Here is a 22,882-nt window from a genome sequence, read left to right on the forward strand (position 1 = left end):
AAGACCTCGGCAAGCCGCATCCTCTCGTGCAGGTTTCAGCGATGAAAGTTCAGAATTCGCCCATCGAGGCGACAGGCTCGGTGAGGTGTGGCCACATACAGCTTGCGAGCCGCCACGCAGAAACGGGTACGCGTGAATCCTAGGCGGGCTGCCAGAAGCGTGCGCTCGCTTTCATGGAATGGTCTGTAATAAGGAGCGCCAAAAAATCACCAGAATCGGCAGGCGCGCAGATTTGGGTACGCCAGCACGTGCAGAAATTACCTTGATCCACGCAGAAACAGGTACGCTTCGACGGCGAGCAGGCTGAACCGGTCTCAAAAGTCATCAAATCGGCCGCAGAAACGGGTACGCACGTGCAGAAACCCATCGAACGGCGTCGCCCGACCCCAGTTTTCTGTGGATAACACTGTGGACAACATGATGTTGTCCCCGCAGATTCCGGTACGCCGAATGCGCAGAAGCGGGTACGGTTTCGCGCAGAAGCGGGTACGCCATCGCGCAGAATCTGGTTCGCACGTCCGCAGAATCTGGTTCGGTTTGCCCCCCTAAACCCAGTGCTGGCAAGGCTTTGCGGGCCGCGTATACGGTTTACCTGTAGTAAACGTAGAAGGTATATATAGCTTGTAGTGAGGAAAGGTCTTCCGTGGACAACCTTAACGGTTGCCCACCGATGCCCTTCCCGCGACAACGAGCAAAAATAAGAAAACGTACCCGATTCTGCGTGACAAGGCGAAGGCGTTTTAGTACAAAGGCTCTGAACAATTCTTGCCCACCATGGTCACCAAACGCCTTACACCCAATGGGAAACCGGCCGACGAATCGCCCGGCCGCATCATCGTCCCCTCGGGAGGGCAAGTCATTGCCGCGCCAGAGAAGTTTCAGCGCCTGTTCGACGAAGCACAGGCGATGGAACGGGAAGACGCCTGGCAAAGCGGCGAGGTTGGCTTTCTCAGCCGCGCCAGCGTGCAGGTCACCCTCCCCTATCGCGCTCCCAAGGGTGCGCCGCCAGTCTGGACGCGTTCCAGCGGCAACATTTCGCTGATGATTCAGCCGGGCTACTTCACGCAGCAGCGTTCTGAACGGGCCAGCAACGGGCGGCAGCGCATCGTCTCCGAGACGGTCTCTTTCGGCTATCCCTATGGCTCGTATCCTCGGCTCATGCTGGCCTGGATCGGCAAGGAAATCATGGCCAAGAAGAAGCGCGGCGAATTCCAAGGCACGGTGGAAGACCGGCGCATTTCGCTGGGCAACTCGTTGTCCGAGTTCATGTACAACCTGGGCATCCCAATGGCCACCGGCGGCAAGCGTGGCACCATGACGCTGGTCCGCCAGCAGATGATCCGCTTGTTCTCTGCCACGATTGCCATCGTGCAAAACAAGTCGGCGCCCAGCAGCCAGAATCAGAACCAGGAACCACTGTCGATCGATCGCATCGGTTACCTGCTGGCCGATCAATTGTCGACGTGGTGGGATCCAATGCAGCCGGGCCAGGGTTCGATGTTCGAGAGCTTCGTGGTGCTGTCAGAACCGTTCTTCAACGAACTCGTGAATCGCCCTGTGCCGGTGGATATGCGTGCGTTGAAGGCGCTCAAGCAATCGCCGTTTGCGCTGGATGTGTATTCGTGGCTCACATACCGCTTCTTTACGATCCAGAAGCGTACAGAGATCCCTTGGGAAGCGCTGCAGATGCAATTCGGTACTGAGACCGAAAGCGAGCGGAAATTCCGTGCGTTGTTCCGCAAGGCGCTGAAGGACGTGCTGGTTGTCTATCCAGACGCGAAAGTCGATGCTGACTCGTCCAAGGCCTTGATTCTGCAGCCATCGCGTACCAGCGTGCGGAAGCTGGCCTGAGGTACGCAAAAGCGTTGGACAAAAAGAAAGGGGAGCAGATGCTCCCCTTTTTCATCTCAGGCGATCAGCCTGAAACTTATTCCGGCTTGATCGCCGAGGCTTGCAGACCCTTCGGGCCTTGCTTCACCTCGAAGGTGACCTTCTGGCCGTCCTTCAGGGTCTTGAAGCCCGAACCCTGAATTTCGGAGAAGTGCGCGAACAGATCTGCGCCGCCGCCGTCCGGAGTGATGAAGCCGAAGCCTTTGGTTTCGTTAAACCATTTGACAGTACCCGTGGCCATGCAAAAATTCCTTTAAAAAACAAAAAACACGTCGTCCAGCCGATCCGGACATCGCACGAAGAACCGGCTGATTCCGAATCTTGCGTAGACAAAGTCTTCAGACGACTGTCTGAGCATCATAACCAGTTTGAGGCAGAGTGTCGATGGGCGGCATTTTCGCAAAATGTCGCTTTTATGCATCCCACTGGTAAACACCTACAAAGCCTGTAAATGCTGGGATGAACGCAGAAAGTTATGCGTTAAAGGCCGCATTTACATCTCAGTTTAGGCGAATTGAAAACCACCTGACCGGCCCCTTTTTTGACGGGGCCCTTCGGATGAAATTTGTATGAATTGAAATTTATCGAACTTGTGTTTTTGTGCTGTCTTCCCTAAGATGAGCGCTGCTGACTTTCAGCGCTGAAAGTGGAGGACCAGTGAGCGCCAAGATCGTAACGGTATTCAATCAGAAAGGCGGATGCGGCAAGACCACGGTCAGCATGCACATCGCCGGAACCCTTGGTTTGCGGGGGAATAAGACGCTGCTGGTCGATATGGACGAGCAAGGAACGGCCACACGGTGGGCCGCCCAAGCGCCCGAAGACAAGCCCTTTCCGGCTTCGGTGATCGGTTTAGCACCGTCTGGCGGCGCCATGCACCGAGAGGTGCGCAAGTTTGTGGCGGACTACGATTACATCGTCGTCGATTGCCCTCCGGCGGTCCACTCACCGTCGTCGTCAAGCGCGCTGCTCATCTCCGATATTGCGTTGATCCCCGTAGTGCCATCGCCCCCCGATCTGTGGGCTGCTGTGGCAGCCAAAGCCTTGGCTCAGCAGGCTCAGGTGACCAACGAGACACTGCGTATTCGCGTACTGGCAAACATGGTTCAGCGGCGTGTCTCGCTTGCCAAGCAAGCAATTGAGATTCTTGGTGACGATGGTGATATTCCTTTGATGGATTCCATGATCGGCTCGCGCTCTGCATTTCGTGAGTGCCAAGCGATCGGTGCGACGGTGCACGGTGTGCCGGGCGCCCGGGAAGCCGTTAGTGAAGTCGACATCCTGATCGACGAGGTGTTGCAGTTGTTGCAGGAGGAACGTGTATGAGCGCGAAGTTGAAATCGCTCAAAGACGGCATGCTGGCCGGCATCGCCGCAGAGAAGACCAAGGCGACACCGGTTGATCGCTTTGCTTTGGCGGAAAAAGCGATTACATCGCACCCCCGCGGGCTGCTTGGGCAAGCGGCTCCTGCCCCTGCTTTCAGCGCTGAAAGTCCCGCACCTGCAAATACTTCTGAACGCAGGGTGGTCAAGGTTTCGCTTGAACGGCTGCAGGAAAATCCGCTCAACGCCCGTCGTATCTACGATCCGCAGATCGTTCAGGAGCGGGCGGCATCCATCGCTACGCATGGTCAGCAGACACCAGGGTTGGCGGCGCCAGACCCCGCACGGCCAGGCTGGTATGTCCTGATCGACGGTCACTATCGGAAGCGTGCCTTGGCCGCTGCTGGGAAGGCCGAGATGGACTGCTTCATCGAAGACGGCCTGTCCGACATCGATTTCTACCGTCTGTCCTTTGTCTTGAACGAGCAGCGTTCTGGCCAATCCGTGCTGGACAACGCCATCGCATGGCGGCAGCTGCTAGATGAAGGAAAAGTTAAAAAAGAAGAAGATATTTGTGAGATTACCGGCGTATCCGCGGGAACGGTCAACAAGACGTTGGCATTGCTGAAACTGCCGGAGTCTGTGCTCGAAGTCATGAAGGAACGACCGGCTGGCATCGGTATCGCGACCGGATACGAGTTGACGCTGTACTTCAAGAGCGCGGGCGAAGACCGCACGCGTGAGCTGGTACATCGCGTCCTGGAAGAGGGGCTCTCAAGCCGCGACGTGGAGCAGATCCGCAAGGTGGCTCAAGAAGGGCGTACCCGCAAGGTGAAGGAAGTCAGCCGCCAATATAAGATTCGAAGCGCGGAAGGTGATCTTCTCGGCACAATCAAGGAGTGGGATTCCGGAAGAGTGATGCTCGATGTGAAGCTCGGAGATCGTGCCGCCCGGGAATCGCTGGTGGAAGCGCTGAAAAGTCGATTTGGCCTGGATGTCGCCCTACTGTAGTTTCGCCGCAGGTTTGTTCACCAGAAGCGCCCCATGGGGCGCTTTTTTTTTACCCTGATTTCGGGCTCGGAAGTCATATCGGAGCGTAGAGCGTACCCGTTTCTGCGCCGGCTCAACGGTGTCCGGTGTACCCCATCGAAGGGCTCGTTTCCCGGCCCGCTCGGCACCGAATTGAGTGGATTCCCCCTTCAAAGGGGATGTCTATGTTTCAAGACTCGACTGCAATTATAAATACACTAAATATAAATAATGACCTGTAAGACGGGTTGCTTGAGGTTTTTAACCCTTCATGTACACTATATGGACACTTGATAGCCCCTATGGCACGCCCCGGTCTCTATTTCTCGGCTGAGCAGCAGCAGCGAATCGTTGAAGCGATTCGACGGTTGGATATCGCCTTCCCGCACGACAACGCTGTGTTCCTTGATGAGGTAATCGAAGCCGTCCAGGCCGTGACGCGCCGTGTTTACGGCGTTCGGCGTTACGTGCAGTGGTTGGCGGAAGCGGGAGTACGCCGGCGTCCGAGCAATTCGACGTTACAGAAGGCGATAGACCGGGCGCAGGGGCGCGGGCCGATTGCAAGTGGTGTCGCTACGGATGCGGTTGAGCCTTGGCCGATCCCGTTGGCACACGCAGAAACGGGTACGCTTTCGGCGCGTGACGAGCGCAACCGTATCGCTTCGCGCGCCATCGGCGCGCCCGGTGCCGGCGCCGAATGGATGGAAGCGCGCATCCGAGCTGAGGTGGCGGAGCGCGCGCTGGAACACGAAGCCGCGCGCAATCGGCAATTGCAGGCCGCCATGGCCGACTTGGAACGCCGTCTCGGCGAGGCGCTTGCCACGGCGCCTGCCGTCCCGCCCAAGTTGACCGACGCGACCCTCGAGCGCCTGGAACAGACCATGGAAACCGTGACCCGCCTGGAGGGCGCGGCCAGCGCGCTGGCGGGTACCGAGCGCTTTCTACGCTTGCAGAACGATGCGGTGCGCCAGCAGACGCAAAACGAAGCGGATCAATTGCGCCAGCGCATCCGCACCCTGGAAGCCGAGGTCGCGCAACTGAACGCCCAGATCGATGCCTACCGGCGCACGCCCGAGCGCACCGCGCCGGTCTCGCGCGGCTGGGTCAAGCCATCTTCCTGATTTTCCAAGCACTGTTAGCGGGTGCTTACTGGTCTGGTCGACCGCGAGTTGGCTCAGAACGGCACGCAGAATTGGGTACGCTTTTCGACTTTCGGCGCTGAAAGTTGGTGCGACGGAGTTTCAACCCGTTGTAGGAAAGGTGCCGATGCCGTGCTCGCGACGTTGCGGCGGGGGCGCGCCAGATGGTGCTCCATCAAAGGGTCGACCCCTTTAATTTGCGCTGGCATATGACTTGCTCATGACGCTACGTCTCACCAATGGAGTTGTCATGAACGAGAAGATCACCAAGGCCGTGTTTCCCGTGGCGGGGCTCGGTACACGTTTTTTACCCGCCACCAAGGCCAGCCCGAAAGAGATGCTGCCGATCGTCGATAAGCCGCTGATTCAATATGCGGTGGAAGAGGCTGCCGCCGCGGGTATCACGGAAATGATCTTCATCACGGGCCGCGCCAAGCGCGCTATCGAAGACCATTTCGACAAGGCCTACGAGCTTGAAACTGAGCTGGCCGCCAAGAACAAGCATGCGCTGCTGGAGATGGTGCAGTCGATCAAGCCGCCCGGCGTCGAGTGCTTCTACGTGCGTCAGCCCGAGACGCTGGGCCTTGGCCACGCAGTGTTGTGCGCGCAGAAACTGGTACGCGACGAGCCTTTCGCCGTGATCCTGGCTGATGACTTGCTGGACAACCAGCCGCCCGTCATGCAGCAGATGACGGAGCTTTACGATCACTACCGTTGCTCCATCGTCGGCGTCGAAACGATTGCGCCGGAAGCCTCGCGTTCTTACGGGGTGGTGGCCGGCCGCGAATGGGATGACCGCCTGGTCAAGCTTGATGGTATCGTCGAAAAGCCGGCGCCGAAGGATGCACCGTCCAACTTGGGCGTGGTCGGGCGTTACATCCTGACGCCGCGCATCTTCGATCATCTGCGCAATCTGAAGCCTGGCGCAGGCGGCGAATTGCAGTTGACGGACGCCATCCAGAGTCTGCTCGCTGAAGAGCAGATCCTGGCGTATCGCTACCGTGGTCAGCGTTTCGATTGCGGCAGCAAGTTCGGTTACCTGCAGGCGACGGTCGAGTTTGCGCTGCGCCATCCGGAAGTGCGTGCTGACTTTGAGGCGTATCTGCATGAGCGTCTGGGCCTGTCCCAAACGCATGAAGATGTGTCTGCCGAGATGGATTCGTTGGTCCGCGACACCATTCCGCTGAGCGTGGCCGCCTGAGCTTCGCCTCTTTCAGAATCGGTCGTGCGGGTTTCCGCACAGGCCGCTCGGCCGATTCTGAGAAACCGCACACTTCTCCTATTCCCCAACGTTCCGTCGATTTCTCGCAAAGCCTTGTGCCATGGGCCTTTGCGGCGGATCGACGCGCCTGTTTTCTGCATGGAATGCTTCTTGAGTAAGAGCGACCACCCATAAACCGGCGGACCGCTTGGACGTCGCACACGCAGCTTGGTGTGCGACTTGTCACCAGCAAAGGCCGCCGCAACGCTCCAAGGAGACACCATGACGCAGCCCCAGGCTGGTGCGGTCACGGGCGACTTTTCGCCCGCGCAGGCCCCCACCAAAGACACTCCCGCAGACGTACGCCGTCGTCTGCGTTCCATCTTCTCTGGTTCGATTGGCAATCTGGTCGAGTGGTACGACTGGTACGTGTACTCGGCGTTTGCGCTGTACTTTGCCAAGTCGTTCTTCCCGAAGGGCGACCAGACCGCGCAACTGCTCAATACGGCGGCGGTGTTTGCGGTCGGCTTCCTGGCGCGTCCGGTGGGCGGCTGGTTGATGGGCATCTACGCCGATCGCTATGGCCGCAAGCGCGCGCTGTTCTTCTCGGTGGTGCTCATGTGCGCGGGCTCGCTCATCATTGCGCTCACGCCGAGCTACGCGACCATCGGCGTTGCGGCACCCGTGATGCTGGTACTGGCTCGTCTGCTGCAGGGGCTGTCGGTCGGTGGGGAATACGGCACCTCGGCCACGTACCTGAGCGAAGTCGCCAACAAGGAAAACCGCGGTTTCTACTCGAGCTTCCAGTACGTCACGCTCATCGCCGGCCAACTGACGGCGCTGGCGCTGCTGATCGTGCTGCAGCAGTTCGTGCTATCGCCGGCGCAGCTTGAGGCGTGGGGCTGGCGCATTCCATTCTTTGTCGGCGCACTGTGTGCGCTGGTGGCAATGGCCATGCGCTCGCACATGGAGGAAACGCAGTCCTTTACCGCCGCGAAGGCAAACAAGAAGCGCGGCACGCTGTCGGAACTGGCCAAGCATCCGCGTGCCGTTGCGACGGTCGTGGGCCTGACGATGGGCGGTACGGTGGCGTTTTACACGTACTCGATCTACATGCAGAAGTTCCTGGCCAACACGGTGGGGCTGTCGAAGGACACGGCGACGCTGGTGTCCGGCGCCACGCTGCTGCTGTTCGCGATGCTGCAGCCGATCGTGGGCGGGTTGTCTGACCGCATTGGCCGCCGTCCGATCCTGATTGCGTTTGGCGTGCTGGGTACGCTGTTCACCGTGCCGATCATGACCGGCATCAGCCAGACCACCAACGTGTGGACGGCCTTCTTCCTGATCATGGCTGCGCTGGTGATTGTCTCCGGCTACACGTCGATCAACGCGGTGGTGAAGGCCGAGCTGTTCCCCGCGGAAGTGCGTGCGTTGGGCGTGGGCCTGCCGTATGCACTCACGGTGTCGATCTTTGGCGGCACGGCGGAGTACATCGCGCTGTGGCTCAAGCAGGCGGGTCACGAATCGCTGTTCTACTGGTATGTGACGGGCACGATCTTCCTGTCGCTGTTGGTCTACGTGTTCATGCGCGATACTCGCGAGCATTCCCGCATCGAACATTGATCCCATGTCGCCAACCGACGGCCACGCCGACCTTGCCCACCCCGCACACGGGCGCGGCTGGCGCGTGGCTGTCGCGCTGGCCATGGCGGCGTGCTGTGCGGCAGCGGGCTGGGGCGCTTACGCCATCGCCCTGCAGCGCTACGTTGCCACGCGCGCCGAAGAGGCCGGCCAGCGCACCACCTTCTACGCACAGAACCTGCGCAGCACGCTGGCCCGCTATGAATCATTGCCGAGGCTGGCGGCGCTGGAGCACGTGCTGCACGTCGCGCTGCAAGAGAATCCCCAGGCCGGCGACGCCGTCATGCGTCGCGCGGCCAACGCCTATCTGAAAGAAGTCCAGGCGGCCACCGACTTGGCCGCCGCTCACCTGATCAATACGACAGGCCTCACGATTGCGGCCAGCAACTGGGATCTGCCGACCTCGTTCGTCGGCCAGAACTACGCATTCCGCCCGTACTTTGTCGAGGCCATGCGCGAAGGGCTCGGTCGCTTCTACGGTGTCGGCAATACCACGGGCGAGACGGGCTATTTCGTGGCCGCCCCTGTGCGCGAAGACAACAAGCCGATCGGCGTGGTGGTTGTGAAGGTCAACCTCGATGCGTTCGAAGCCACGTTGTCGCGCAGCGGCGATACGGTGCTGCTGGTGGATCGGCACGGCGTGATCTTCCTATCGTCCGTACCCGAATGGAAATACCGAACGCTCGGCACCTTGAGCGCGGACCAGCGCGCAGCACTCGACGCGACGCGCCAGTACGCGCCCCACGTACTTGCGCCGCTCGGAATGGCCGACGGGCAAGCCGCGAGCGTACCCTTTTCTGCGGACCACCCACCGCAGACTGTGCGCGTGGCGTTGCCCGGAAAATCTGCGTCGACACTGCGCGTGCAGTACCGCCCGGTGGGCCTGCTCGGCTGGCAGGTCGCCGTGTTGATCGACCCGCGCGACGAGCAGCGCACTGCGTTGGTGGCCGGTGCGAGTGCCGCGTTTGCGATGGCGCTGATCTTCGCCGTGCTCGTTGCTTTGCGTTTGCGTACGCGCCGGCGCGAAGAGCAGCACCGCGCGCGCGCCGCGCTGCGCGAAGTCCAGCGTGATCTGGAAGCGCGCATCGCACAGCGCACTGCGGAGCTGACATCCGCCAACACCGCGCTGGCCGGCAAGGTCGAGGCGCTCGATGCCGCGCAACGCATCCTGCGCGAAACGCGCGATGCCGCCGTGCAGGCCGGCAAGCTCGCCGTGCTCGGCCAGATGGCCGCCGGCATCACGCATGAACTCAACCAACCGCTCACCGCACTGACCACGCTATCCGACAACGCCAACCAGCTTGCCGAACGCGGCCGCATCGACGAAGTGCGCGGCAACCTCACACACATCAGCCAGCTTGCCGAGCGCATGGGGCGTATCGTTTCGCACATCAAGGCGTTCTCGCGTAAGGGCGATGCGGCACGCGCGGCCGTGTCGGTGGACGAGGCCATCCGCCAAGCACTGATGCTGGTTGAGACCCGTCGCCGCCAGGCCGGCGTGACGGTGGTGGCCGAGCCGGTGCCGGCCGATCTTGCGGTCTGGGCCAACGCTGTGCGGCTCGAGCAGGTGCTCGTCAACCTTATCCGCAACGCCATTGATGCCACCGCCGAGGCCCCCGCAGCCGACTCGGCTACCGTGCGCGTGAGCGTCGAACCCATCGAGAAATGGGTACGCATCACCGTGCGCGACTTCGGCCCGGGCATTCCCGCCGACGTGCTGCCGCGCCTGTTTGAGCCGTTCTTCACCACCAAGGACGATGGCCAGGGCCTGGGGCTCGGCTTGGCGATTTCGCTGGCGATCATCGAAGACTTTGGCGGCCGGCTCGAGGGCAGCAATGCGGGTGACGAAGCGGGTGGCGCAGAATTCATCATCGAGCTTGAACGCGTTGTGAAACCCACATGACTGAACACGGTACGCCGGACCCTTCCCCCATCGACCACGCGCACGTCTTCCTGATCGAAGACGATGACGTGGTGCGCCTGGGCTGCGAGCAAGCGCTCACGCTGGCGGATCTGCCGGTGCAATCCTTTGCAGATGCGGAAAGCGCGCTGGCCGCACTCGCCACGCAAACACCGGCCGTGGTCGTCACCGACGTGCGCCTGCCCGGCCGCGATGGCTTGGCTGTGCTGCGCGAGATGCTGCAGCACGACCGCCAGTTGCCGGTCATCCTCATCACCGGCCATGGTGACGTGACGATGGCCGTGGCCGCGATGCGCGCCGGCGCCTACGACTTCATGGAGAAGCCGTTCCACTCCGAGCGCCTGGTCGATGTGGTGCGGCGCGCGTTGGAAAAGCGCAGGCTCACTTCCGAAAACCTGCGTTTGCGTGAAGCGCTGCAGGGCCGGCAGGCGTACCCATTGATCGGCCAGAGCGCCGTCATGCAGAACGTGCGCCGGCTCGTCACCGCACTGGCGCCGACCGATGCCGACATCCTCGTCACGGGCGAGACCGGCTCGGGTAAGGAAGTGCTCGCGCGCGCCATTCACGAAGGCAGTCGACGTCGCGGGCCGTTCGTCGCGCTCAATTGCGCGGCGCTGCCGGAATCCGTGTTCGAGAGCGAGATGTTTGGCCACGAGGCGGGCGCTTTCACAGGCGCCAACCGCCGCCGCATCGGCAAGATGGAATATGCGGATGGCGGCACGCTGTTCCTGGATGAAATCGAATCGATGCCGCTGGCGCTGCAGGCCAAGCTGCTGCGCGCGCTGCAGGAACGCAGCATCGAACGGCTGGGCAGCAACGCGAGCGTGCCCGTCAATTGCCGTGTGGTGGCCGCCGCCAAGGTCGACTTGAAGGAGGCTTCCGATCACGGCCAGTTCCGCGCGGACTTGTATTACCGCCTGAATGTCGTGTCGATTGCGCTACCGGCGCTGCGCCAGCGTGCCGAAGACATACCACTGCTGATGGCCCACTTTCTGCAGCAGGCCGCGGTGCGCTACGAGCGTGCGGCGCCCGATTGGTCTGCGCAGGACATGATGCGCTGGCAGCACCACGACTGGCCCGGCAACGTGCGTGAACTCAAGAACGTGGCGGAACGCTTTTGCCTCGGATTGGACGATGGCCTGGTGGTTTCAGAAGCGAGCCAGCATTCTCTGGCGGGCCGGATGATGGCGGTCGAACGTACCACCATCGAGGAAGCACTGCGCGCCACGGAGGGCAACGTTGCACGCGCGGCCGATCTGCTGGCCGTGCCGCGCAAGACGCTGTACGACAAGCTCAACCGGCACGGGATCGAGCCGGACCGCTTCCGCAGCAGTTAGCGCAGCGAGGATTCGCCGATCTTGCGGCCGCCTTGCGGGGGCCAGCACGTTGCTGCCAGCAGCACGGCCGCCACGGCATAGATCGCTTCGGTCACGGCCAGCGGCAGCACATGTACCTGGTACAGCGCAGCGGGCAAATCTGCCAGCGCATGCAGCAGCACCGCCAGCACGACAATCACAAACCGCTGCTGCCGCACCGCGTTCCACACCACCAGCGTGAGCGTGAACTGGATCAGCATCGCGGCAATGCGCTCGCTCACTGCACCGAGCGCCAGCCACGGCGAGAGCTGCGCCAGCATGGCGTGGATGGTCCCGACCATGGCATCGGCGCCGCTGGCCGCGAGGCGCGATTCCAGCTCGCCGCGGTTGGCGGCAATGCCGAACATCACCATCTGCGCCTGCGATGCCGCACCGACCAGCCAGGCTTCGATGCCCGCGTGACCGAGCGCGTAGGCCACAGGTGTGGCGGCACCCCCCGGCTTGCGCACGAGAAAACGCAGGCCAAGCCAGCGGCCGCTTTCCTCGAACAAACCAGCCATCAGCGCGCCGTAGATGACAAACAGCACGGGCATGCGCAACCAGTGCGCCGTGATCGGGTTGAGCTGCAGCAGATACAGGTGCAGCGTGCGTTCCAGTACCAGCGCAAACACGACAAACACCGCCGCGCCCACGCCGATGTCGCGCCACGCCAGGTCAAAGCGCCGCCGCAACCAGAACCACGCCACGACCGGCACGCTTGCGATGAGCAAGGCCGCGATGGCGTGGGCAACGAGGGCAGACAGGGCGACGGTGGGCATGGCGGATGGCGCAGTTGGGGCGACGAGTTCGCCCGCATGCTACCTGAGGGCGCGGGCGCGAGTCTTGCGGGCCGATTGTTACAATATGTGCCTGCGGCAGCAGTGCCGCTTCTTGACTTCTTGATATGGCAGGACGGACGTTCGTGAAACGCATGATGTGGCGGTGGATCTGGATATGCAGTGTCGGCGTGGGCGCCTTCGGCATGGCGGTGCCTGCCCAGGCTGCGCGCTGGCACCAATACCTGACGACGACGTCCGTCGTGGCGTCCATCGATCGCACGTCGCTGCGCTCCAACCGTACCGGCCACAAAATTTTTTTGGCGCGCACGGTGCTCAAGCGCAGTGAACGCCGCGCCCATGGCGCCCATTACCGGCCCGGCACGGTGATCCTTTCGCGGCAGGAGATCGACTGCCATCGCCAGCGCATCCGCCTGATCGACTACGTGGTGCGCGCTCCCGACGGCGCCACGCTCGATACCGATACCGCAGCCGGGGCGCACTGGATGCGCATCCGCCCCGGTACGCTCGCGGCGCGCTCCGCCGCCTATGTCTGCGGCCGCCGTTAGACATCGCGGCGACTCGACATTGATTGGCGGGCATAGCACTATGGTGTTTGCCCTCCCACTACAACAAGACACCGGTCGCGAGGGGCGCCGGTGCCAGCCGACGGTCCGATGAAACTGACCCTGAAGTCGCAGGCGGCCATCATGGCGACCGTCATCAGCGTGACGGTGGTGAGCGTGTTCGGCTGGTCGCAACGCGAGCCGATCCGCCGCGAGGTGATGGCGCAGATCAAGGCGCAGCAGACGGCCATGGTCAAGGAGTCGGCGGAAGACCTCAAGCAGCGGCTGGACACCTACCTGGGCGTGCTCGAGCGCACCGCGCAGCAGATGCGCACCGTGCGCTTCGACTCGCCTGCGCAGGAAGCGGCGTTCTACCAATCCATCCAGCCCGCCAGCGGCCTGTTCGACGGCGTGTTCCTGGCCTCGGCCGATGGCAAGGTGACAGCCACCTCGCGGCGCCGCGCGGGCGTAGTCGGCATCGACATTTCGGATCGGGATTACTTTAAGCAGGTCATGGTGGTCGATCAGCCGACCATCTCCGCGCCGCTGCGCAACCGGGTGGGCGGCGAGCCCATCGTCATCATGGCCGCGCCTGTGCATGATCAGGACGGCAATCTCGTCGGGTTGATCGGCGCGTCGCTGTACCTGCTCAAGCCGAACTTTCTGGGCGACATGCGCGATATGCGCGTGGGCCAGACCGGCCACGTCTACCTGGCCACGCGAGGTGACAACCCCGTTTATATCGTCCACCCCCAGGCCGACAAGACGCTGGCGCCGCTCGATGCCGATCCGGCGGTGGCCGCGGCCTTCCAAGCGAATCCAGATGCGCTGCCTGATCGCGGTGGTGACGTGGTCACCACGCAAGACATCACCTCGGCCGGCTGGACCCTCGCTGCTGTGTTGCCCGGGGCCGAGGCCAACCGGCAGCTCTTCCTTATGCGCCAGCGTTTTCGCTGGTCGCTCCTGGTGCTGGCGGCGTTGATCGGCGCATCGGTGTGGGCGGCGATGCTGTGGCTGTTGCGCCCGCTTGGCCGGTTGCATGCAGCCATGACGCAGCTTTCGGCCACGGACTTGCGCAATGCGCCGCCACTCGAGCTGGGCGGTACCTCGGCGGAAATCGACGCGGTGTCGACGGCGTTCCACAAACTGATGGGCGAGGTCGTCCGCCAGCGCGCCGAACTCGAAGCTGTGAACGATGCGTCGCCGCTCGGGTTGTTCCGCTCGGATGCGGAGGGTCGGACCGTCTATACCAACGAGGCGTATCGCCGGCTGCTCGGCGCAACGCATGAAGAGGCGCTGGCCGACGTGTGGCTCGCACGTCTGCATCCGGACGACCGCGATGCCACCATGGCCGGTTGGCGCGATGCGGTCGCACGCGGGGCTGGCTACAACGCCGAGCAGCGCGTGATCGTGCCAGGCCTCGGTGAGCGATTGCTGGTCGTCACGACAGCGCCGGTGCGGGTGGACGGCGAGGTGGTTGGCCACGTTGGGGCCATGGAAGACATCACCGTGCGGGCGCGGGCGCAACAGGCCTCGCGCGTGCTGACCAAGATCCTCGACTCCACCACCGACTTCGTTGCGCAGAGCGACGTACAGGGCAACGTCACGTACATGAATCCGGCCGGCCGCCGCTTTGCCGGCATTGCGCCGGATGCCAATCTTCAAGGCCTGACGATTGCGGATTTCTACCCGCCCGAGACAATGGGCTGGCTGCGCGAGGTGGCTGTACCCGCAGCCTCGCGCGATGGCGTATGGATTGGCGAAACCACCGCGCGAGGTGCCGAGGGTCAGGTCGTGCCGATCAACCACATGATCATCGCGCACCGCGATCCTGCCGGGCGTATGGAGTATTTCTCGTCGGTCATGCGCGACATCACCCAGGACAAGGCCGCCAAAGAAGCGCTGCAGCGCAGCCGCGAAACGCTGCAGACCGTGACCGATGCGCTGCCTGCGCTGGTCGCCTTCATCGATACCGGGGAGCGCTTCCGCTTTCTGAACGCCGCCTACGAGAAAGCGTATGGACGATCGACCGCGAGCATGCTCGGGCAGACGCTGCGTGAAGTCGCGGGTGTGGACGCTTACAGCAACCTGCGCGATGCGTTGCAGCGTGCGCTGGGCGGCGAGACGATGGTCTTCGAGCGCGAGATCGGGGCCCTCGATCAGTACCGGTGTGAAGAGGTCAGCTACCTTCCGCAGTTCGATTCGCAAGGCCGCGTGGCGGGTGTGCATTCGGTGACGCTGGATATTACGGAGCGCAAGAAGCAGGAGCTGCGCCTGCGCGCGCTGACAACCACCGACCACCTCACCGGCCTGGCCAACCGTGCCGGCTTTGAAGCGCGTTTGCAGGCGGCGCTGGACCAGGCACGTGTGAATGGATCGACCGGAGCGCTCCTGCTGATCGATCTCGACCACTTCAAGGTGGTCAACGATACGCACGGGCACGCCGTTGGCGATGCGCTGCTGCGTACTTTCGCGCAGCGGCTGGCGCGTGCAGTGCGCCCGTATGACGGCGTGGCGCGTTTTGGCGGTGACGAGTTTGCCGTCATCCTGGAACACCTGTCGCACCCGGGCGACGCAAAGACGGTTGCCGCGAATATCCTCGCCGCATGCAACAAGCCGTTTCGCTTGCGTGAGACGATGGTTCAGGTTGGCGCGAGCATCGGTATCGCAACCTTCGACGCGCGTACGCTGGCGCAGAGCGTCGTCTTCGAAGCCGCCGACGAGGCGTTGTACGAAGCCAAATCGCGCGGCAAGGGGTTGTTTGTCAGCGCCGACGAGCTGCCGACGGACTGATTTCGCAGTGCGGCAAGGCACGCAGAAACGGGTACGCTTCACGTCGATCTGGCGGTATTGCGCAGGTAATGTTGCGCCGCAATGACCGCCCCCCAGGCCGGGCGGCGGACAATCCCCTATCGCACGGTCGTGCGCTTTCCGGTAAAGTCCCGCGACTGACTGCACGTGCCGGCCACCCCGGCGCGTCGCACAAGAGCGCTGTACCCATGGCGCCTTCGCTTCACACTCCGACGCACTTCCGGTGCACGCATGCCCGATCCGGCATCGCTCGCCCGGCAGGTCTTCCGCCGTTCGCCAACGTTGTTTGACTTCGTGGCGCGAAACCCGGCAGGCGAGCGTCCGGACGCGATGCAGGGCGCATGCGGGGGGAGCGACGGTGTTGGGCCAGCGCATCTTCGAGACGAATCGCATTCAAGCAATCGCGACGGACAAACAAGGAGCAGGTTCGCATGCAAAAAATGATCAAACGGCTGCTGTTGACGGCAGTGGCTGCGGGGGCGGCAATCGCAACGGGCGCGGCAACCGCGGCCCAGGACATCAAGATTGGTGTGGCCGAAGCGCTGTCGGGCGGCGCAGCCCAGTACGGCGTGGCCATCCGCAACGGCTTCCAGCTGGCCGCTGACGAGATCAACGCCGCGGGCGGTATCAACGGCAGCAAGATCGCGCTGGTGATCGAAGACGAGCAGGGCAAGAAGGAAGAGGCCATCAACGTCTTCAAGAAGCTGATCTTCCAGGACAAGGTGGCGATGGTGTTCGGCCCCACGCTGTCGAACTCGGCACAGGCGGCCGATCCGATCGCGCAGGCCTCCAAGACGGTTGCCTTTGGCACTTCCAACACCGCAGACGGCATCACCAGCATTGGTGATTTCGTCTTCCGCAATTCCGTGACCGAAGCCGACGTGCTGCCGGCCACGATCCAGACCGTTGTGAAGAAAGCAGGCGTGAAGAAGGTGGCCGTGCTGTACGGCAACGACGACGTCTTCACCAAGAGCGGCTACGACAACTTCAAGAAGGCGCTCGAAGACCTGAAGATCCCGGTGACGACCACCGAGACCTTCGCCAAGGGCGACGTCGACTTCAAGGCGCAACTCACCAAGATCAAGGCGACGAATCCGGATGCGATCGTGCTGTCGGCGCTGATTGCCGAAGGTGGTCCGATCATGGTGCAGGCGCGTCAGCTCGGCCTGAACGTGCCGATCATCGGCGGCAATGGGATGAACTCGGTCAAGGTGTTCGACCTGGCCAAGGACAAGTCCGACAACCTGTGGGTGGGCAGCCCGTGGTCGATCGAGAACCACACGGCCGAGAACAGCAAGTTCATCACCGCCTACACCGCCAAGTACAAGGCAGCGCCGGATCAGTTTGCGGCGCAGTCGTATGACGCGATGTACATCGCGGCGACAGCGCTGAAGAAGGTGAAGTTCAGCGGCAACCTCGAAGCCGATCGCAAGGCGATCCGCGATGCGCTGCCGGCAGTCAAGCACGTTGGGGCGACCGGGGCGTTTGCGTTCCGCCAGGTGACGGCACGTGGCAAGCCGGCCGGCTATGACGCCGTGCAGACGCCGATCGTGAGCGTGACCAAGAACGGCAAGTACACGATCGAGAAGTAATCTTCGGTTCTCGTTGAAACCGAAACGCGGGGCGTAGCTAAACCTACGCCCCATCGCTTTTTTTGCGGCTGCTTTGGTGACATTCGGCCGCACCTCACTCTGATTCATCATGCTGGAACAGCAACTCGTCAATGCGCTGTCGCTCGGCTGCGTGTATGCGTTGTTCGCCCTGGGGTTCACGCTGGTTTTCGGCATCCTGGGCGTGATCAACCTGTCGCACGGCGCGGTCTTCATGCTCGGTGCCTATGCGGCGCTGCAGGTCGTCCTCCACTTCGATCTGCCGCTGTGGGCGGCGCTGGCCGTCGGTTTTGCCGTGAGCGGCGTGGCCGGCCTCATCATCGATGTGCTGCTGCTGCGACCGCTGCGTCGCCGCAACGCGCCCCACCTGATTCCGATGATCGGCACCATCGGTGCGGGCATCGCCATCAATAACGCCATGCAAGGCGCGTTTGGCGCCGAGAACCTGCGCTTCCCGGCCGGGCTCGTGTCGGACGCCTCGCTGGATCTGGGCGGCATCCACCTCACGCCGCTCGAGCTGGGCATCATCGTGCTGTCGTTCGTGCTGATGGGTGCGCTCATGCTGCTGCTCAAGCGCACGCAACTCGGCCGCGCACTGCGCGCGATTGCGGAGTCGCCCAAGGCAGCGGCACTGCTCGGTATCAACGTCGAAGGGCTGTTCCTGCTGACCTCGTTTGCAGCCGCAGCGCTGGGCGGGTTGTCGGGCGTGCTGATCGGCCTGTACTCCAACGCCGTGTTCCCGCTGATGGGCCAGCCGATGCTGCACAAGGGCATCGCGGTCATCATCCTGGGCGGCCTGGGCGATATTCGCGGCGCAATGCTCGGCGGGCTGTTCCTCGGCTTTGCCGAGGTGCTGTCAGTGGCCTACATCGGCTCGACCATGCGCGACGCCGTGGCGTTCGGTCTGCTGTTCCTGATCCTGCTGGTGCGGCCGCAAGGGCTGTTCGGCAAGGTGCTCGAACGCAAGGCATAAGGAGACCGACATGGAATGGTTCGACAACTTCTGGTCGGTCTACAGCAACCTGGTGCTTACGCTGGGCATCAACGCGTTGCTGGCGCTGTCCATTTATCTCACGCTGTCGTGCGGCCTTCTGGCGATGGCGAATGCGGCTTTCATGGGCATCGGCGCGTATACCTCCGCGCTGCTGACGATGAATGCGGACATGCCGTTCTCGGTCGCGCTGCTGGGCGGCATGGCGGCACCGGCCGTGGTGGCCGTTGTCATCGGCCGGCCGACGCTGCGTCTTTCGGGCGTGTATCTGGCCATGGCCACGCTTGGTTTTGGCGAAGTCGTGCGCGTACTGATCCTGAACACCGAAGACTGGACCGGCGGCGCGCTGGGCCTGAACGGCATTCCGCAGCTGACCGAGTGGTGGCACGTGGCGCTGGCCGTATTGGCCACGCTGTTCGTGCTGGCGCGCATGCGGCGGTCCAAGGTTGGCCGCGCATTCGAGGCCATCAAGGAAGACGAGACCGCCGCAGGCCTCATGGGCATCAACGTGGCCGGCACAAAGCTGCTGGCGTTCACGCTGGGTGCGGCCATCGCCGGGCTCGCGGGCGCACTCAATGCGCACCTGACGTTCTTCATCGGCCCGAACGAATTCGGTTTCGATCGCGGCGTGGAAATTCTCACGATGACGATTCTGGGCGGCACCAACGGCCTGACAGGCCCTGTGCTCGGCAGCCTGATCCTGTCGCTGCTGCCCGAGCTGTTGCGTGCGTTCAAGGATTTCCGCTTGGTCGTCAATGGCGTGATCCTGATGGTGATCGTGCTGTTCCTGCCCAAGGGCATCTGGGATCCGGCGCGTTTCGCGCGCTGGTTCGGCATGAAGCGCGGCGGCACCATGCCGGGCACGGGCGACAGCCGAGCTGCTTCCAATGAATCGCACTGAGGCCGCCATGCTGAAGCTCACATCCATTTCCAAGCGCTTTGGCGGCCTGTCAGTCTTGCAGGACGTCAACATTGAAGTGCCGCAGGGCACCATCTTCGGCTTGATCGGCCCGAACGGCGCCGGCAAGACCACCGTCTTCAACCTGATCACCGGCCTGCTGGCGCCTACGGGCGGCTCGCTCACGTTCAACGGCGAAAATCTCGTCGGCAAGAAGCCCCATCAGATCACGCAGATGGGCATCGCGCGCACGTTCCAGAACATCCGCATCTTCAAAGAGATGACGCTGCTGGAGAACGTGGTGGTCGGCATGCATCGGCATCTCGACTACGGCGCGCCGGGTCTGCTGCTGTCGCTGCCCAAGTACCGCGCCGCCGAGCGCCGCGCGCGCGACCGTGCGCTGGAACTGCTCTCCTGGGTCAAGCTCGACCACAAGGCGCACGACATTGCCGACAACCTCTCGTACGGCGACCAGCGCAAGCTTGAACTCGCGCGGGCGCTGGCCACCGAACCCAAGCTGCTGTTGCTCGACGAGCCCGTCGCCGGCATGAATACGGGCGAGAAGGTCGACCTGATGGCCGAGATCGAGAACATCAAGGCGCGCGGCTACACGATCTTCATGATCGAGCACGACATGCGTTTCGTGATGGGCCTGTGTGAGCGCATTGCGGTGCTCAACTTCGGCCGCATCATCGCCGAAGGGCCGCCCGAGGCGATCCGCAACGACCCGCAGGTCATCGAGGCATACCTGGGCCGCGATGATGACGATGAAGCGAACGGCGATGCCGCGCAGAAGGAGACGGCATGACCACCTTGCTGGAAGTCAAAGGGCTGGACGTGTCGTACGGGCACATCGCAGCCGTCAAGGGCATCGACTTTGCGCTCAAGGCCGGCGAGATCACCTCGCTGGTGGGCGCAAACGGTGCGGGCAAATCGACCACGCTGCTGGCGCTCTCGGGGCTGATCCCGAAGTCGCAGGGAGATGTGCGCGGCCAGATCCTGTTCGAGGGCGAAGACGTCACGCTGTGGTCTGCTCACAAGCGTGTGGAGCGCGGCATCGTGCAGGTGGCCGAAGGGCGCGCCACGCTCACCACGATGACGGTGCGCGAGAACCTGGAGCTGGGCGCTTACACGCGTAAGGACAAGGGACAGATCGCCTCTGACCTGGAGCGCGTGTTCCACCTGTTCCCGCGCCTGAAGGAGCGTATCGATGGGCTGGCCGGCAACCTCTCGGGCGGCGAGCAGCAGATGCTGGCCATTGGCCGCGCGCTGATGGCTCGCCCGCGCGTGCTGCTGCTGGATGAACCCTCGATGGGCCTCGCGCCGATCATCGTGCAGGAGATCTTCCGCATCCTGCGCACCATCAATGCTGAAGGTCTGACGATCTTCCTGGTCGAGCAGAACGTGCGCCAGGCATTGAAGATCGCGCAGCACGGCTACGTGCTGGAGACCGGCCAGATCGTGCTCGCTGACAGCGGCAAAAACCTGCTGGGCAATCCGCGCGTGCTCGAAGCCTACCTGGGCGGCTGAGCGTTCCGAACATGCCTCGGCATGCAATATTGCCGAGGTGTAAGAACCGCATATCCATTGGGTTTGCGGTTCATTTTGACCCAAAAGCGTACCCGTTTCTGCGTACGTTCAAATCCCCGCCAATACGTGTCGCTGTGCGTCGAACAGCGCGATCAATGCGTCGGCCACGGCCCGCACGCGCGGTGATCGTCGAACGTCGGGGTGGATGACCAGCCAGATTTCTCGATGCAACGCAGGGTCGTCGACGGGCAATCGACGCAAAAGCGTACCCGTTTCTGCGGGCGCGCCGAGCAGGTGCGGCAGCGCTGCGACACCCAGTCCGGCGAGCGCCGCCTGATGCATCGCCGCCAGATCGCTGCAGCGTAAGACCACGCGACGTTCGCCTGCGTAGTTGTCCAGCCAGCGCTGTTGCGGGACGTGGCGCAGGTTTTCGTCGTAGCCGATGAATTCCCACTCTGATTCGGGGCGTGCGAGCACTTCTGCGGTGGCGTACAGGCCGTAGCCGAGGTCGCCCAGCGGCCGTGTCGCCAAAGTAGATGACGTCGGGCGTGACAAGCGCACTGCCAGGTCAGCTTCGTGCGCCATCAGGTTGGCGTTGCGCTTTTCGCCGAGCAGCACGAGGTCGATGCCGGGCCATTGCCGGCGCAGTGTCGCCAGGTTTGGCGCAATGATGTGGCTGGCCACCGTGGGCGGCGCGGAGATACGCACCGTCCCGCGCAAGCTGCCCGCCCCCGCAGCCGCACGCGCAAAGCCGGCGGCTTCCTGCTCCATGCGTTCAGCGCGCTCGGCCAGTGCGTTGCCTTCAGCGGTCAGGCGCCAGCCGCGCGGCAGGCGGTCGAACAAGCGCACGCCCAACGACTGCTCCAACGCATCGGCACGCCGCGCTACCGTGGTGTGTTCCACCGCCAGCCGCCGCGCAGCGGCCGACAAGCTGCCCTCGCGCGCCAGCACGAGAAAGTAGCGTACGTCATCCCATTGCAAGGAAGAGGAAGGTTCGGCCGCCGCCACACGCGCCAGGGCACGCACATTTTTTGGTCGACCTGGGCTTTTTTGCACAGAAGCTGATCAGTTTTTGTGAATTCCCGGGTGATTCTGAACGGATTACGCTTGTTTCACAACGTGACGAACGCGGTACCCGTCATCACCAAAACCGAAAAGCGTACCCATTTCTGCGAGGACTTTTGCCATGCATGCCAAGGTGATCCAACTCCGCGAACCCGGACCGGCATTGGGTTTGCGGCCCGCCAGCCTGATGTTGGCGCCCCCCGGCCCGAATGCGTTGACGGTGCGGCATACCGCCGTCGGCGTGAACTTTGTCGACGTGTATCACCGTGTCGGGCTGTACCCGGTGCCGGCATTCCCAGCGGTGCTCGGGGTGGAGGGCGTGGGCGTGGTGGAAGCCGTGGGTACGGATGTACGCGGCTTTGTGGTTGGCCAGCGCGTGGCCTGGGCCGGCCTCATGGACGGCGCGCCCGGTGGCTACAGCAGCCATCGCAACATCCCGGCCGAACGGGCGATTGCCTTGCCGGATGCGCTTGATGACCAAACCGTCGCGGCCACGTTGGTCCGCGGCATTACCGCGCACATGCTGCTGACGCGTGTACGGCAGATGCGCGCCGGCGATACGGTGCTCGTGCACGCCGCTGCCGGCGGCCTGGGCGTGTTGCTGGTGCAATGGGCCAAGCGCCAGGGTGCGCGCGTGATCGGCACGGTTGGCAGCGAGGCCAAGGCCGCCGTCGCGCTGGGCCATGGCGCAGACCACGTCGTGCTGCATCGCCAGCAGGAGGTGCGCGAAGCCGTGCTGCAGCTGACCGGTGGAGAAGGCGTCGACTATGTGATCGATGGGATTGGCGGCGCGATGTTGCAGACGTCGTTGGCGGTGACGCGGCCGTTCGGCATGGTGGCCAGCATCGGTCAGGCGGGCGATGTGGGCAACGCCCAAACGGATGTCGTCGATCTTGCGGCGCTTGGACCGTCGCGCTCGATTGCGCTGGCGCGGCCAGGCGTATTCCGCTACATGGCCGATCTGTCGAACTACCGGACGGGGGCGCAGGCGGCATTGCAGCGCATGCTGGATGGCGTGCGCGTGCCGGTGGGCGGCACCTATGCGCTGGAAGATGCGGCCGCCGCGCATACCGCACTGGAAGCCGGACAGACCTCGGGCGCACTGCTCTTGCGCCCTTGAGAACCCTGCGCGCCGAA

Annotated in this window: 19 protein-coding genes; 16 read left to right on the top strand and 3 right to left on the bottom strand. The window is 63.1% G+C overall.

Annotation, left to right across the window (positions count from 1 at the left end; genetic code table 11):
* The first annotated feature begins 774 nt into the window (after positions 1-774).
* Complete coding sequence (locus NKG59_RS21025; RefSeq protein ID WP_045205615.1) at positions 775-1,851, top strand: replication protein RepA; 1,077 nt, start codon at positions 775-777, stop codon at positions 1,849-1,851.
* 76 nt (positions 1,852-1,927) lie between these two features.
* Here the strand turns inward: NKG59_RS21025 and NKG59_RS21030 are convergent, their stop codons facing one another.
* Complete coding sequence (locus NKG59_RS21030) at positions 1,928-2,131, bottom strand: cold-shock protein (protein WP_004632415.1); 204 nt, start codon at positions 2,129-2,131, stop codon at positions 1,928-1,930.
* A 416-nt stretch (positions 2,132-2,547) separates the two neighbouring features.
* On the opposite strand from NKG59_RS21030, the gene NKG59_RS21035 reads away from it, so the two are divergent.
* From NKG59_RS21035 to NKG59_RS21065, 7 genes are all read left to right on the top strand, one after another.
* On the top strand, positions 2,548-3,216 hold the full coding sequence (locus NKG59_RS21035; protein WP_045205614.1) for a ParA family protein: 669 nt from the start codon (positions 2,548-2,550) through the stop codon (positions 3,214-3,216).
* On the top strand, positions 3,213-4,223 hold the full coding sequence (locus tag NKG59_RS21040) for a ParB/RepB/Spo0J family partition protein (protein WP_253540860.1): 1,011 nt from the start codon (positions 3,213-3,215) through the stop codon (positions 4,221-4,223). The genes NKG59_RS21035 and NKG59_RS21040 overlap by 4 nt, the downstream gene beginning before the upstream one ends.
* 320 nt (positions 4,224-4,543) lie before the next feature.
* The gene (locus NKG59_RS21045) at positions 4,544-5,362 is read left to right on the top strand and encodes a DNA-binding protein (RefSeq protein WP_253540862.1); all 819 of its coding nucleotides are present in this window, start codon (positions 4,544-4,546) and stop codon (positions 5,360-5,362) included.
* A gap of 268 nt (positions 5,363-5,630) precedes the next feature.
* Positions 5,631-6,581 carry a UTP--glucose-1-phosphate uridylyltransferase GalU gene (gene galU, locus NKG59_RS21050; RefSeq protein WP_253540865.1) on the top strand — a complete coding sequence of 317 codons (951 nt, stop codon included), beginning with the start codon at positions 5,631-5,633 and terminating at the stop codon, positions 6,579-6,581.
* 282 nt (positions 6,582-6,863) lie between these two features.
* Complete coding sequence (locus tag NKG59_RS21055; protein ID WP_045205610.1) at positions 6,864-8,204, top strand: MFS transporter; 1,341 nt, start codon at positions 6,864-6,866, stop codon at positions 8,202-8,204.
* A gap of 4 nt (positions 8,205-8,208) precedes the next feature.
* A complete protein-coding gene (locus NKG59_RS21060; RefSeq protein WP_253540868.1) occupies positions 8,209-10,125 on the top strand; it encodes a sensor histidine kinase in 1,917 nt (638 codons plus the stop codon).
* Positions 10,122-11,480, top strand: coding sequence for a sigma-54-dependent transcriptional regulator (locus NKG59_RS21065; protein WP_253540870.1), 1,359 nt, complete (start codon positions 10,122-10,124; stop codon positions 11,478-11,480). Before NKG59_RS21060 ends, NKG59_RS21065 begins: the two co-directional genes overlap by 4 nt.
* Here NKG59_RS21065 and NKG59_RS21070 read toward each other — a convergent pair.
* Positions 11,477-12,277: a YhfC family intramembrane metalloprotease gene (locus NKG59_RS21070; RefSeq protein WP_253540872.1), complete on the bottom strand. Its 801-nt coding sequence runs from the start codon at positions 12,275-12,277 to the stop codon at positions 11,477-11,479. The two genes, NKG59_RS21065 and NKG59_RS21070, sit on opposite strands and share 4 nt — an antisense overlap.
* 125 nt (positions 12,278-12,402) lie before the next feature.
* Between NKG59_RS21070 and NKG59_RS21075 the strand changes: the two genes are divergently transcribed.
* From NKG59_RS21075 to NKG59_RS21105, 7 genes are all read left to right on the top strand, one after another.
* Positions 12,403-12,843 carry a surface-adhesin E family protein gene (locus NKG59_RS21075; protein WP_045205606.1) on the top strand — a complete coding sequence of 147 codons (441 nt, stop codon included), beginning with the start codon at positions 12,403-12,405 and terminating at the stop codon, positions 12,841-12,843.
* Positions 12,844-12,951: 108 nt separating this feature from the next.
* Positions 12,952-15,633, top strand: coding sequence for a diguanylate cyclase domain-containing protein (locus NKG59_RS21080; protein ID WP_253540882.1), 2,682 nt, complete (start codon positions 12,952-12,954; stop codon positions 15,631-15,633).
* 449 nt (positions 15,634-16,082) lie between these two features.
* Positions 16,083-17,243, top strand: a complete 1,161-nt coding sequence (locus NKG59_RS21085; protein ID WP_045205604.1) for an ABC transporter substrate-binding protein — start codon at positions 16,083-16,085, stop codon at positions 17,241-17,243.
* A 109-nt stretch (positions 17,244-17,352) separates the two neighbouring features.
* A complete protein-coding gene (locus NKG59_RS21090; RefSeq protein ID WP_045205603.1) occupies positions 17,353-18,234 on the top strand; it encodes a branched-chain amino acid ABC transporter permease in 882 nt (293 codons plus the stop codon).
* A 10-nt stretch (positions 18,235-18,244) separates the two neighbouring features.
* On the top strand, positions 18,245-19,153 hold the full coding sequence (locus tag NKG59_RS21095; protein WP_253540884.1) for a branched-chain amino acid ABC transporter permease: 909 nt from the start codon (positions 18,245-18,247) through the stop codon (positions 19,151-19,153).
* Positions 19,154-19,160: 7 nt separating this feature from the next.
* Positions 19,161-19,958 (top strand): ABC transporter ATP-binding protein, encoded by a 798-nt coding sequence (locus NKG59_RS21100; protein WP_024978075.1) that lies wholly within the window; start codon positions 19,161-19,163, stop codon positions 19,956-19,958.
* On the top strand, positions 19,955-20,680 hold the full coding sequence (locus NKG59_RS21105) for an ABC transporter ATP-binding protein (RefSeq protein WP_253540887.1): 726 nt from the start codon (positions 19,955-19,957) through the stop codon (positions 20,678-20,680). The genes NKG59_RS21100 and NKG59_RS21105 overlap by 4 nt, the downstream gene beginning before the upstream one ends.
* Positions 20,681-20,788: 108 nt before the next feature.
* Here NKG59_RS21105 and NKG59_RS21110 read toward each other — a convergent pair whose 3' ends face one another.
* Positions 20,789-21,661, bottom strand: coding sequence for a LysR family transcriptional regulator (locus NKG59_RS21110; protein ID WP_253541008.1), 873 nt, complete (start codon positions 21,659-21,661; stop codon positions 20,789-20,791).
* 205 nt (positions 21,662-21,866) lie between these two features.
* On the opposite strand from NKG59_RS21110, the gene NKG59_RS21115 reads away from it, so the two are divergent.
* The gene (locus NKG59_RS21115) at positions 21,867-22,865 is read left to right on the top strand and encodes a quinone oxidoreductase family protein (RefSeq protein ID WP_253540889.1); all 999 of its coding nucleotides are present in this window, start codon (positions 21,867-21,869) and stop codon (positions 22,863-22,865) included.
* Positions 22,866-22,882 lie beyond the last annotated feature (17 nt).

Origin of the sequence: Ralstonia chuxiongensis, from assembly GCF_024158925.1 — a bacterium.
In the GTDB taxonomy this organism is placed as follows: Bacteria; Pseudomonadota; Gammaproteobacteria; order Burkholderiales; family Burkholderiaceae; genus Ralstonia; species Ralstonia chuxiongensis.